The sequence below is a fragment of the Vulcanococcus sp. genome (assembly GCF_044369115.1).
In the GTDB taxonomy this organism is placed as follows: Bacteria; Cyanobacteriota; Cyanobacteriia; order PCC-6307; family Cyanobiaceae; genus Vulcanococcus.
Map to the genome: position 1 here is coordinate 1 of NZ_JBIPMN010000071.1, position 12,292 is coordinate 12,292.

Consider the following 12,292-nt stretch of genomic DNA (forward strand, 5'->3'; position numbering starts at 1 on the left):
GGCGCCGGTGTCCGCCAGCCAGGCGGTCATGGCGGTGAGGTCGGTGGGTTTGCCCTGGCCGTGCAGCATCAGGGCGGTGCGATAGATCTCGCGGTGGGCCGTGAGATAGAAGGCCTCGGGCTGCAGCACATCCGCCACCCGGCCGATGGCGTCGGGATCCAGCAGGATGCCGCCCAGCACCGCTTCCTCGGCTTCGAGGTTTTGCGGCGGCACGCCATCCGGCATCGCCTCGAAGCTGGCCTCGTCGCGGGGCCGCCCCCGTGAGCCCGGCCGGCGGCCCTGACCCTCCTCGGGATCGAGGTTGCTGAGGGGAACGCTCACCATGGCCGGGGTGCCGCCGAAGAGGGGTGGTAGGGAACAAAAAACCGCCAGACCCTGCAGGGCCTGACGGCAAAGGGGATCACCATTCTCCTGTCACGGTCGCGAGCTGCAACCCGTGGATGGCGACCGATGAGCAGATCGCCTGGATCAGTGGCTCACCACTTCCAGGTTGATTTCAGCGGTCACTTCGCTGTGGAGCTTCACCTGCACCTTGTAGGTGCCGGTGCGGTGGATTTCGGGAACGGTGATGTCGCGGCGATCCACCTCTTTCTTGGTGGCGGCCTCGATCGCTTCAGCCACGTCGCCGTTGGTCACGGTGCCGAACAGCACGTCGTCGCCGCCGGTCTGCTTCTTCACGGTGAAGCGGCCGATGGTGTCGAGGGCGGTGCGGAAGGCCACGGCCTCAGCCTTCAGGGCGGCCTGGCGCTCGGCTTCCTTGGCGCGGCGGTGCTCCACCTGACGCATCACCGCGGGGGTGAGGGGCACAGCCTTGCCTTGGGGTAGCAGGAAGTTGCGGGCGTAGCCGGGGGCTACCTCCACCAGATCGCCGTCCTTACCCAGGCTGAGGACGTCCTCGCTGAGGACCACGGAAACGCGCTTGGCCATGGGATCTACGAACTAACGATCAACGGATGGGCGATGGGTCAGCCTACGCCACAGGTGCTTGAGCACCTTTCGTCAGCGGCGCTGGCAGTCGCACCTGGGTGGCCAGGCCGAGGCGCTGCATGGCGCGGATGTGCAGCCAGGTGAGGTCGGGCTCGCGGCGGCCCCAGCCGTGGCGAGCGGAGTGGGGATAGGCGTGGTGGGTGTTGTGCCAGCCCTCGCCGAAGGTGAGCGCGGCCACCCAGGGGTTGTTGCGAGAGCCGTCGCCGCTGTCGTGGAGCACGTAGCCCCAGCGGTGGGTGGCGGAGTTCACCAGCCAGGTGGCGTGATACACGAGCACCAGGCGCAGCGGAATGCCCCAGAGCACCAGGGCCCAGCCGCCGGCGCCGGTCACGGTGCCGATCCAGAACAGCAGGCCGGCCAGGGGCAGCTGAAGCGCCAGGAAATGGTTGTTCAGCCAGCGGTAGTACGGATCGGCGGCCAGGTCGCCCGTGAGGCGTGGGATGGCGCCTTTGGCGGGGATGGGGCGGAACATCCAACCCATGTGGCTCCACCAGAAACCGCGATGGCTGTTGTGGTGATCAGGTTCCGTATCGGAAAACTTGTGGTGATGGCGGTGCAGGCCCACCCAGTCGATCGGGCCGTGCTGGCAGCTGAGGGCACCGCAGGTGGCAAAGAAGCGCTCGAGCCAGAGGGGCACCCGGAAGGCGCGATGGCTGAGCAGGCGGTGGTAGCCGATGGTTACGCCCAGACACGCCGTGACCCAATAGAGAACCGCCAGGGTGCCGATGGCGGTGAGGCTCCAGAACTGGGGGAGCAACGCCACCAGGGCGAGCGCGTGGAGGGCGCCCATGAAGAGGATCACGGCCCAGTCGCGCCCCTGGGGTTCGGAGGTTACTGGTGCGATGCCATGGTTTGCGCCGCGCGGCCGGTGCAGGTGCTGCACGCTGCCGGGGCTGGTGATGGTGGCCGTCATGGGCCCTCCGTTTGTTTCCGATAAAATGGTAGCAGTACGGATCCGTATCGAATGGATTACCGGAAAGAACTCGAAGCGGGTCGTGATGCGTTCGGGCATCTGATCAAGGCCTGGCATGAGCGCAACGGCTGGAGTCAGCGCGTGTTGCCGGCCCTGGCGGAGCGGCTGGATCTGGGCCGCGTGCACAACTCCCAGCTCTCGAACCTGCGCAACCGCAAGCTCGCCTCCCCAGGGCCGGAGCTGTTTGTGGCCCTGGGGAGGATCAACCAACTGTTGGCTCGCGAGGCGGGGGCTGGAGGCCCAGCGGCGTCGTTGGAAGAGCAGCTCGCCGACCAGCCGGAATTGCTCACGGCCCTGCAGGACTCGGCATTGCCGCTGCTGGCGGATGACGGCGCGGCCCTCGGGCCGGCTCAGTTGTTCGAGATCTTTGTGGGGCTGAGGTCGTTGCCGGCCGGCTTCGATCTGCGTATTCAGGCTGCGGAAGCGGCTGGGTTGAGCGCGGCCCTGGCGGAGTTGTTCACGGCCGGCCGGCCTTGGCGGATCTGCCGGGAGCAGGTGCTGGCGGCCTACCCCGCGGAGAAGCGTCAGCGGCGGGAACGCTTTGCGGAGGTGATGGCTGGTCAGCGTGATTTCAGCGCTGAGGAGCTGGATGCGGAGCTCCACGACCTGCGCCGCACCCTGGCGGCCCTTGGGGCCACCCAGGAGGAAGAGCTCAGCGCTGATCAGTTTCTGGAGCTACTTCGCCAAAAAGCCCGGATGCAGCAGCAACCGGGCTCGGGGGATGCGGAACCGGATCTGGCGGAGGCGATCCGTCGCCAGCTTCAGGCGGGGTAGCGGGCCTCGCGAATGCGTTTGGCCCAGCCCAGGCTGCGCAACAGTTTGATGTGCTGCCAGGTGATGTCGAACTCAAACCAGCGCAGGCCGTGGCGGGCGCTGGAGGGGTGGGCGTGGTGGTTGTTATGCCAGCCTTCACCAAAGCTGAGGATCGCCACCCACCAGCAGTTGCGCGAGAGGTCGGGGCAGTCGAAGTTGCGGTAGCCGAAGGCGTGGGTGGCGGAATTCACCAGCCAGGTCACGTGATACACGAGCACCAGGCGTAGCGGGATCGCCCAGAGCACCAGCCCCAGGCCGCCGCCGTGAATCTGGGCCGCGTTGCCATACCAATAGAGGGCAGCGCCGAGAGGCAGCTGCAGCAGCAGGAACCAGCGATCCAGCCAGCGGTAGAAGGGATCTTGGAGCAGGTCGCCGGTGAAGCGATGGAGCTCCTTGATGGCGGGGATGTCGTGCAGCATCCACTCGCTATGGGCCCACCACAGGCCGCGGGCGGCGTCGTGGTGGTCGTTGGGTTGGTCGGAAAACTTGTGGTGGTGGCGATGTAGGCCCACCCACTCGATCGGTCCGCTCTGGCAGGCCAGGGTGCCCATCAGCACCAGCGCCCGCTCCACCCACTTCGGGGCCACGAAGCTGCGGTGAGCCACCAGGCGGTGCAGGCCCAGGGTTACGCCGAGCACGGTGGCCCAATAAAGAATCGCCAGCGCCGCCAGGCCCTGCCAGCTCCAGTACTGGGGCAGCAGTGCGAACACGGCGCCCACGTGGATGGCCAGCATGAAGCCGGTGGTGCCGAGCTTGTATTTGCGCTGGCTGCGGGGCAGTGGCGCACGGGGCACCACCAGCGCTGCCCGCATCCGGGCTTCCTGGGCATCGCTGTAGCTGCCTGACCCACCCTCCAGGTCAACGCTGACGCGTTGGGTGGGTGCCGCGGAAGCGGCATCTGCGGCTAAGACCAAAGTGAACTCCTAGAGGATGCGCAGGCTCCGGTTCGCTTGTGGGTCCCTGGGGACCAACGCACCACTGGCCTGGGGCGCTGGCAGCAACCAGAGGCTGTAGCCAAAACACCAATCCGAAAAAATCTAGACGGATGGTGCACCGTCACGCGCCCGGCAGCATGGGGATCCGTTGCGACTTGCCATGACCGCCTCCCTCCAGGCCTGGGCGGCCAATCAGCTGGGTGCAGCCCTGGAGCGCACAGCTCCTCTGGCCCGCGAGCGCCGAGCTGGTGTGAAGCCGCGGCTGGAACGGGTGCTGGCGGCATTTGCGGCGGAGCGGCTGGGGGTGCACCACTTCGCCTCCGTGAGCGGGTATGGGCACGGTGATCTGGGCCGTGAGGTGCTCGATCGCGTGTTCGCCCGGGTGCTCCAGGCCGAGGCCGCCGCCGTGCGCCTGCAATTCGTGAGCGGCACCCACGCCATTGCTGCGGCGCTCTACGGCGTGCTGCGCCCCGGTGATCGCTTGCTTGCCCTCACCGGCCGCCCTTACGACACCCTCGAGGAGGTGATCGGCATTCGCGGCTGTGGCCAGGGCTCCCTGGCGGAGTTCGGCATCGCCTACGACGAGCTCGATCTGCTGCCCGATGGCACGGTGAACGAGGCGGGCATCGCCGAGGCCCTGGCGCTGCCCACCCGCATGGTGCTGATCCAGCGCAGCTGCGGCTACAGCTGGCGCCCTTCGCTCACGGTGGAGCAGATCGGCCGGCTGGTGGAGCGGGTGCAAGCGATCCAGCCCGGTTGCCTGGTGTTTGTGGACAACTGCTACGGCGAGCTGGTGGAGCTGCAGGAGCCCACCGCCGTGGGGGCGGATCTGATGGCGGGCTCCCTGATCAAAAACCTCGGCGGCACCATCGCTCCCACCGGCGGCTATGTGGCGGGCCGCGCCGAGCTGGTGGAGCAGGCCTGCTGCCGGCTCACGGCGCCAGGCATCGGCAGCGAGGGCGGCACCGGCTTCGACCTGCACCGCCTGCTGTTTCAGGGGTTGTTCCTGGCGCCGCAGATGGTGAGCGAAGCCCTGCTCTGCGCCGAACTCACCGCCGCTGTGTTCGAGGGGCTCGGCTATGCGGTGAAGCCGCTGGTGGGTGGGGTGCGCAGCGATGTGATCCAGGCAGTGCGCTTCGGTTCGCCCGAGCCGCTGAAGGCGGTGTGCCGTGCCTTCCAGGCCTGCTCGCCGGTGGGCAGTTATCTCGATCCGGTGCCGGCACCGATGCCCGGCTACGCCAGTGAGCTGGTGATGGCCGGGGGCACCTTCATTGATGGCAGCACCAGCGAGTTCTCCGCCGATGGTCCGCTGCGCGAGCCTTATGTACTTTACGCCCAGGGCGGCACCACCCAGGCCCACGCCGAACTGGCCCTGGAGCGGGCGCTACTGGCGCTTGCGCCGCCGGATGCTTGCTGATTCCGTGCGGTCTGTACAGAAGCCTGAACAGTGTTGCGGGAGTTGGTCTGCTGAAGGCTTCTCAGCCCGCCTCCGCCGATTTCCGACAAACTGCTGCACAGCGATCCGCCCAGGCGGCCCCATGGCCCTCAGCTACCCCAACGACTGCCGTTACGCCGATAGCCACGAATACGCCCGGGCGGAGGGTGAACTTGTGCGCATCGGCATCAGTGCCTTCGCTGTCGATCAGCTGGGCGACATCGTGTTTGTGGAGTTGCCCGAGGTAGGGGCGGCCCTCAGCCAGGGCAGCAGCTTCGGCAGCGTGGAATCGGTGAAAGCCGTGGAAGAGGTGATCGCACCGATCAGTGGCTCGATCGAGGCCCGCAATGAGGCGGTGCTCGCCAGCCCGGAGGAGCTGCAGAACGATCCCTACGGCGAGGGCTGGTTGCTGCTGGTGCGGCCCAGCGATCCTGCGCAGCTGCAGGGTCTGATGGATGCGGCCACCTACAGCGCCAAGGTGGATGGCCACTGATCACGGCGCGGGGCTCAGCCCCTTTGTTGCCCGCCACATCGGCCCCACCGCCGCCGAGCAGGCCACGATGCTGGCCGATCTGGGGCTCGGCTCCCTGGAAGAGTTGATTGCCGAGGTGGTGCCGGAGGCGATTCGCCTCGATGCCGCCGCCGCTGCGGAGGGCTTGCCAGCCGGCTGCGATGAGGCGCAAGCCCTGGCGGAACTGCAGCAGATCGCTGCCACCAATCAGGTGCGTCGCAGCCTGATCGGGCTCGGCTACCACGACTGCATTACGCCGGCGCTGCTGCAGCGCCACGTGTTTGAAAATCCGGCCTGGTACACGGCCTACACGCCGTATCAGGCTGAAATCAGCCAGGGACGCCTCGAGGCGTTGCTCAACTTCCAAACCCTGATCAGCGAGCTCACCGGGCTGCCGATCGCCAATGCTTCCCTGCTCGATGAGGCCACCGCCGCCGCCGAGGCGATGAGCCTGAGCTATGGCGTTTGTGGCGACGCCGACGCCAGGCGATTTCTGGTGGACGCCGAGGTGCTGCCGCAGACCTGGGCTGTGCTCCTAACCCGCGCTGAACCGCTGGGCATTGAGCTCGTGCGCGTTGATCCGCAGCTGCTGCAGGCGGCTGCGGCCAGCGCTGAAGCCCCCTTCGCGGGGGCGTTTGGAATGCTGCTGCAGCTACCCGGGGCAGGAGGTGGGCTTTGGGATCCCACCGATCTGATCGCCGCTGCCCGCGCGGCGGGTGTGCTGGTTACCGCTGCGGTGGATCCGCTCGCCCAGGTGTTGCTGAAGCCTGTGGGGGAGCTGGGGGCTGAGATCGCCATCGGCAGCAGCCAGCGTTTTGGCATCCCTCTCGGGTTCGGCGGACCCCACGCCGCCTTTTTCGCCACCACCACCGCCCACCAGCGCCGCATTCCGGGCCGCTTGGTGGGCCAGTCGGTGGATGCGGAGGGTCGTTCGGCCCTGCGCCTGGCTCTGCAGACCCGTGAGCAGCACATCCGCCGCGACAAGGCCACCAGCAACATCTGCACGGCCCAGGTGCTGCTGGCTGTTCTCGCCGGGTTTTACGCCGTGCACCACGGGCCCGAGGGCCTCGCTGCGATCGCCCGCCGAGTGTTGGTGTTGCGGGAGCTGTTGCGCCGTGGCCTGTCTGAGCTGGGGCTTCACAGCGAATTGGGCTCCGGCTTTGACACCTTGCGGCTGTGCACCCCTGCGGCGGCCGAGCTGTTGGCCGCGGCGGAAGCCGCTGGTTTCAACCTGCGCCCTGAGTCGGGCGGTCTTGCCATCAGCCTCGATGAGCGCAGCAGCCTCGCAGAACTGCAGCAGCTACTCGAGGCATTGGCGCCTGTGGCTGGGCCCAACCCGGCGCTTCAGCTGGTGGATCTGGAGGCGCAGCTCCAGCAGGAGCTGGCGGCTGCCGGCGCCAGCGAGGCGCCCGAACAGGTTGTCTGGGCTGATGCTGTGCCCCGCCGTGAGCGCCCCTGGCTGCAGCAGGAGGTGTTCCACCACTACCGCAGCGAAACCGAACTGCTGCGCTACATCCAGCGCCTGGCGGCCCGCGATTTCTCGCTGGTGCACGGGATGATCCCGCTCGGCAGCTGCACGATGAAGCTCAACGCTGCCGCTGAGCTGCAGCCGGTGAGCTGGCCGGCCTTTGCAGGGCTCCATCCGTTTGCCCCTGCGGCCCAGAGCGCCGGCTACCGCCGCCTGGTGGCCGACCTGGAGCGCTGGCTGGCGGCAATCACCGGCTTTGCGGGGGTGTCGTTGCAGCCCAATGCCGGTTCCCAGGGGGAATACGCCGGTTTGCTCGTGATCCGCGCCTGGCAGCGCAGCCGCGGCCAGCAGCAGCGCAACGTGTGCCTGATCCCCACCAGCGCCCACGGCACCAATCCCGCCAGCGCCGTGATGGCAGGCATGCAGGTGGTGCCTGTGGCCTGCGACGGGCAGGGCAACATCGATCGCGCCGATCTCCAGGCCAAAGCCGAGCAGCACAGCGATCGGCTGGCGGCGTTGATGGTCACCTACCCCTCCACCCATGGGGTGTTTGAGCAGGGGATTCAGGAGATCTGCGCCCTTGTTCATGCCCATGGCGGCCAGGTGTATCTCGATGGCGCCAATCTCAATGCCCAGGTGGGTCTGGCCAAGCCGGGCCTCTACGGCGCCGATGTGTGCCATCTCAACCTGCACAAAACCTTCTGCATCCCCCATGGCGGTGGCGGCCCAGGGGTGGGCCCGATCGCCGTGGCGGAGCATCTGCTGCCGTTCCTGCCCGGTCACCCCCTGGCCGAACACTGCGGCGGCGCGCAGCCAATCGGGCCGGTGAGTGCTGCCCCCTGGGGCAGCGCCAGCATCCTGCCGATCAGCTGGATGTACATCCGCTTGATGGGTGGCGCAGGATTGCGCCAGGCCTCAGCGGTGGCCTTGCTCGCCGCCAACTGGTTGGCGGAGCGGTTGGAGCCCCACTTCCCGGTGCTCTATCGCGGTGCCGGCGGCCGGGTGGCCCACGAATGCATCCTCGATCTGCGGCCCCTGAAGCGCAGCGCCGGCCTGGAGGTGGATGATCTGGCTAAGCGCCTGATGGATTACGGCTTCCATGCCCCTACCGTGAGCTGGCCGGTGGCCGGCACGGTGATGGTGGAGCCCACCGAGAGCGAAGGGCTTGCGGAGCTGGAGCGTTTCGTTCAGGCGATGACGGCGATTCGCGCCGAGGCTGCGGCGATCGAGGCCGGTGAGAGCGATCCAGCCGACAACCCCCTCAAACGGGCGCCCCACACCCTCGCGGCGGTAACGGCCGACCACTGGGATCGCCCCTACAGCCGCGCGCAGGCTGGTTATCCGGCTGGTGAACACCAGCTCGCCAGCAAGCTCTGGCCGGCGGTGGCGCGCATTGATAACGCCTTCGGCGATCGCAATTTGGTGTGCACCTGCCCATCAGTGGATGAACTGGCGACACCAAGTTTGAGCAGGGCTTGATTGTGGCGTGTTTGCGTTTAGATTTCGCCGGAACGAAAAATGCGGAATTTCTTTTCGCAACCACCCTTGCTTTTCCTGCAGGATCTGCTGCAACTGCAGGGATCACTGCGGATCGGGTGACACCGGTATCGGGGAGCAACCATGAGCGCTGACGACCACGGAACCACGCTGATCAACACGTCGCTCACGGCGGAGGGCAGAGGTCATGCCGATCTCTCACTGCCCACCCTGGCCAGCGGAGAAACCCTGCGCGTGGAAGGAACCAATGTGGTGAGGGTTCCCTTCGGCGTGCGCCGTTCGCGCCGCAGCCGCCCGGCACGCCCGGAGCGTTGGGCCACTGTGGTGCTGCCGTTTGTGGCGGGTGGCTCGACCCCGCCTCCGCCTCAGGCGGCCTGATTCAGGCGCCAGTCGATCAAGGCCTTCACGTCGTCGACAGAGCTGGCGGGCGTGCGGAATGGCAGCAGGCTCATCGGGCTTCGTTCCGGACGCACTAGCCAGCTGAGGTCACTCTGGGGAATCAACACAAAGCCGCGGTAACGCACCACCCAGCGCTGGTGAGCGGGGTTGGGATCGAGAGCCGCCTGCATTGATCTCGCTTGCTGACCTCATCATTTGAGCGAGTCCTGCCCACTTCCTGCCGGAGTTTGCTTTTTCTTTAGGCTGAGATGAATAGGTCTTACAGGCGTAGACAATTAGGGGCCAGATCCATTGCTCTCACTGGCTTTGGCCGAATGAGCGCTGTTGGTCGCAAGAGGGCTCGTTTGTTTGCTGCGCTACAGCCTCGGGGCGTGATTTGTGCTTTGGCTGTAGAGGTGGGCTCCTAGTAATTGGCGCCGCTGCGCCGCTGGTGTACGGCCGTGGTGGCCGAAGCATCGAGCACCGAACCGGCCTTCGCTTCGGCATAGAGCAGCCAGTGGTCGCCACATTCCATTCGCTGCTTCACCGTGCACTCCAGCCAGGCCAGCGCCTCTGGCAGCACCGGCAGGCCGCCGGGGCTGTGCTCCAGCTCGAGCCCGGCAAAGCGGTCAGCGCCCGGGGCGAAGGGTTGCAGGAACTGCTTCATCGGCCCGGTTTCACGGCCCGAGGCCAGCACGTTGATGGCAAAGGCGTCGCCCACGTGCAACAGAGCTTCCACGGCCCGATCCTTGGCCACGGCCACCGTGAGGCCTGGGGGGGAGAAGCTGGCCTGGCTCACCCAGCTGGCCACCATGGCGCCACTGAGTTGGCTCTCGCCGCTGCCTTTCACGGTGGTGAGAACACACAGTGAGCCCACCACGCGGCCCAGGGCCAGTACGGCCGGATTGCTGCGGCTCTCACTCAGCCCACCGCCACTGGCGCGGCGCTGGGCCTTGCGCTGCTCGCTCTGCAGCTGACGGCCGAGGGCGGTGCCGGTTTCCTCGATGGTTTTGAGCGTGGCGGCATCAGGGCTGAACTTCACCTTGATGGGCTCGAAGGCAAAGCGGAAGCCGCCATCGCGCAACTTGCTCTCCAACAGATCGAGGGCTTCTCCGCTCCAGCCGAAGCTGCCGAACACCCCCACCGGCTTGGCGCGATCGCCCTCGGCAAGCAGCGTTCCCAGGGCCGACACGATCGGTGTGGGGGCGTGCCCTCCCAGGGTGGGTGAGCCAATCAGCACGGCATCGCAATTGCGAATGGCCTCGAGCAGTTTCTCGGTGGGTGTGAATTCGCAGTTGATGCTCTCCACCCGCACGCCGGTGCGGGAGACCCCCTGGGCCAGGCCATCGGCGATGGCGGCGGTGTTGCCGTAGGCGCTGGCGTAGAGCAGGGCCACTGAAAGCTTGGCGCGCTCCTGGGTTTCGCCCCAGCGGCGGTAGTCCACCACCAGGCTGCGCCAGCTTTCAGCAATGGCCGGGCCATGGCCTGGGGCGATCGTGCGGATCGGCAGCTCATCGATTCGATCGAGCACGGTTTCCACCTGGCGCACCATCGGTGCCATCAGGCAGTCGTAGAAGTAGCGGCGGTCTTCTTCGGTGTTGCTGCGGTTGGCTTCCGCCCAGGCTTCGGTGCAGAGGTGAGCCGCGAAGAACTTGCCGCTCATCAGCAGGCCACTGCTCTCCTCGAAAGCCATCAGGCCACCGGGCCAGCGGGGCGTGGGGGTGGGCAGCAGCTGGAGGCAGTGCCCATCGGCCCGCTGCAGCTCCAGCTCCCCGCGCACCACCTGCAGGGGTGGCAGGGGTGGACGTGCTTCCGGTTCCTCCGTGGCCGCTGCTCCAGGCGGGGCGGGTTTGCACTGATCCCACAGCTCCTTAAGCAGCTGTGCGCCCGGGTTGGAGCTGATCAGTTCCAGCTGAGGCCAGCGCTGCGCCAGCTGGCGCAGCAGCTGCACCCGGTTGGGGTTGGTGTGGCCCACCACCACCTGCAGCAGGGCGCTGGTGGGCACCAGGCTGGCCAAGGCCTCGAAATAGGGCTCGGCAAACGTGTTGCCCGGTGGATGCACAAGCAGGGCTGGGTCGTCGCCACTCGGCAGGAACAGGAAGCTGTTGGCCGTGGTGCCGCGCTCGAGCCCGTATTCCACTTCGAAGCGCAGGCGTTTGGGGCTGAGGCCCCGCAGGCACACCAAGCCGGGCTCGATCTCGAGCTGAATGACCCGGCGGTCGTTGGCGGTGCTGCTCATCAGTAGTGGTTCCCCACTTTGCGGTGGTGCACAGCCGTGTGGGCTTCCGTGTCGGCCACGTTGCCCTGCTCCACTTCGGCGTAGATGATCCAGTGGTCGGGCCCTTCCATGCGTTGCTGCACGCGGCAGCCGAGGAAGGCCAGTGCATCCCCGAGCACGGGGCCGCCTGCCGCCACGCCATCGAGGGTGGCCACTCCGGCGAAGCGATCGGCGCCGGGCGGGAAGCGCTTGAGGAAATGGCGCAGCAGCGGCTGGTGGTTGTCTTCCCGCAGGATGTTGAGCACGAAGCGATCGCCCACCTGCATCAGCGCTTCGATGGCGCGGTCTTTGGCCACAGCCACGGTGATGCCGGGCGGATCAAAGCTGGCTTGGCTCACCCAGCTGGCCACCATCGCGGAGGCCCGCTCTTCCTGGCGGGCTGTCACCACATACAGGCCGCCGGAGAGGCGCCCTAGCGCTTTGTCGAGGTCACCATCGAGGGCTTTCATGGCCGCGATCGTTTTGGCGCGGGTGAGCAGCTGGCCGAGGTCGGTGCCCGCCTCTTCGCAGCGCTGGTAATCATTCCCATCCGGTACTTGCCGGATGCGCAACGGCTCGAAGGCCTCCTTCTGGCCGAGGCTGCGCAGCTGGCTGGCCACCGTGTCGATCGGCTCGTCGTTGCCGCCGTAGGCGTCGTAGGTGGCCACCCATTGCTTGGGTTGCAGGGCGGCGAGCAGGGTGCCGATCGAGGCCTGTAGTTCGGCATCGGGGTTGGCGGGCCAGGTTGGCACCACCACGGCGCTGGCCTCGCCGATCAGGGCGCTCAGTTCCTGGGCGTCGGTGGCGCGCAGGTCTACCAGCTGCACCTGGGCCTCAGCCTTGCCGATGCCGCGGGCGATCGCCTGGCTGAGGCGATCACAGAAGCCGTATTGGCTCACATAGCAAACGGCGGCATAGGCCTCGCCCTTGCTGCGGCCCTCGCTCCATTCGCGGTAGTCGGAAAGCCAGAGGCTGAGGTGCTCGCGCAGCAGCGGTCCATGGCCCACGGCAATGGTGTTGATCGCCGGCAGCGCGTCC

12 protein-coding genes are annotated in these 12,292 nt (G+C 67.1%); 5 read left to right on the forward strand and 7 right to left on the reverse strand.

Annotated features, from left to right (window positions below):
• The 3 genes from ACIQ2E_RS07060 to ACIQ2E_RS07070 form a co-directional block, all read right to left on the reverse strand.
• The coding region (locus ACIQ2E_RS07060; protein WP_398328152.1) for a DnaB-like helicase N-terminal domain-containing protein at positions 1 to 324 on the reverse strand (324 nt) is incomplete at its 3' end.
• A 144-nt stretch (positions 325 to 468) separates the two neighbouring features.
• The gene (rplI, locus tag ACIQ2E_RS07065) at positions 469 to 927 is read right to left on the reverse strand and encodes a 50S ribosomal protein L9 (protein ID WP_398328155.1); all 459 of its coding nucleotides are present in this window, start codon (positions 925 to 927) and stop codon (positions 469 to 471) included.
• 43 nt (positions 928 to 970) lie between these two features.
• A complete protein-coding gene (locus ACIQ2E_RS07070) occupies positions 971 to 1,900 on the reverse strand; it encodes an acyl-CoA desaturase (RefSeq protein WP_398328158.1) in 930 nt (309 codons plus the stop codon).
• Between the two features lie 51 nt (positions 1,901 to 1,951).
• Between ACIQ2E_RS07070 and ACIQ2E_RS07075 the strand changes: the two genes are divergently transcribed.
• Positions 1,952 to 2,734 (forward strand): hypothetical protein, encoded by a 783-nt coding sequence (locus tag ACIQ2E_RS07075; RefSeq protein WP_398328161.1) that lies wholly within the window; start codon positions 1,952 to 1,954, stop codon positions 2,732 to 2,734.
• Here the strand turns inward: ACIQ2E_RS07075 and ACIQ2E_RS07080 are convergent.
• Positions 2,722 to 3,585, reverse strand: coding sequence for an acyl-CoA desaturase (locus tag ACIQ2E_RS07080; RefSeq protein WP_398328185.1), 864 nt, complete (start codon positions 3,583 to 3,585; stop codon positions 2,722 to 2,724). The two genes, ACIQ2E_RS07075 and ACIQ2E_RS07080, sit on opposite strands and share 13 nt — an antisense overlap.
• A 283-nt stretch (positions 3,586 to 3,868) precedes the next feature.
• Here ACIQ2E_RS07080 and ACIQ2E_RS07085 point away from each other — a divergent pair, with 283 nt between their 5' ends.
• From ACIQ2E_RS07085 to ACIQ2E_RS07100, 4 genes are all read left to right on the forward strand, one after another.
• Positions 3,869 to 5,125, forward strand: a complete 1,257-nt coding sequence (locus ACIQ2E_RS07085) for an aminotransferase class I/II-fold pyridoxal phosphate-dependent enzyme (RefSeq protein WP_398328164.1) — start codon at positions 3,869 to 3,871, stop codon at positions 5,123 to 5,125.
• Between the two features lie 121 nt (positions 5,126 to 5,246).
• On the forward strand, positions 5,247 to 5,636 hold the full coding sequence (gene gcvH, locus ACIQ2E_RS07090; RefSeq protein ID WP_398328167.1) for a glycine cleavage system protein GcvH: 390 nt from the start codon (positions 5,247 to 5,249) through the stop codon (positions 5,634 to 5,636).
• Positions 5,626 to 8,601 carry an aminomethyl-transferring glycine dehydrogenase gene (gene gcvP / locus ACIQ2E_RS07095; RefSeq protein ID WP_398328170.1) on the forward strand — a complete coding sequence of 992 codons (2,976 nt, stop codon included), beginning with the start codon at positions 5,626 to 5,628 and terminating at the stop codon, positions 8,599 to 8,601. Before gcvH ends, gcvP begins: the two co-directional genes overlap by 11 nt.
• 141 nt (positions 8,602 to 8,742) lie before the next feature.
• The gene (locus tag ACIQ2E_RS07100; RefSeq protein ID WP_398328173.1) at positions 8,743 to 8,997 is read left to right on the forward strand and encodes a hypothetical protein; all 255 of its coding nucleotides are present in this window, start codon (positions 8,743 to 8,745) and stop codon (positions 8,995 to 8,997) included.
• Here ACIQ2E_RS07100 and ACIQ2E_RS07105 read toward each other — a convergent pair.
• The 3 genes from ACIQ2E_RS07105 to ACIQ2E_RS07115 form a co-directional block, all read right to left on the reverse strand.
• On the reverse strand, positions 8,985 to 9,188 hold the full coding sequence (locus tag ACIQ2E_RS07105) for a hypothetical protein (RefSeq protein WP_398328176.1): 204 nt from the start codon (positions 9,186 to 9,188) through the stop codon (positions 8,985 to 8,987). The two genes, ACIQ2E_RS07100 and ACIQ2E_RS07105, sit on opposite strands and share 13 nt — an antisense overlap.
• Positions 9,189 to 9,421: 233 nt before the next feature.
• The gene (locus ACIQ2E_RS07110) at positions 9,422 to 11,236 is read right to left on the reverse strand and encodes a diflavin flavoprotein (RefSeq protein ID WP_398328179.1); all 1,815 of its coding nucleotides are present in this window, start codon (positions 11,234 to 11,236) and stop codon (positions 9,422 to 9,424) included.
• Positions 11,236 to 12,292 (reverse strand): flavin reductase (locus ACIQ2E_RS07115; protein WP_398328182.1); only part of this gene is annotated, 1,057 nt, incomplete at its 5' end. The genes ACIQ2E_RS07115 and ACIQ2E_RS07110, both read right to left, overlap by 1 nt.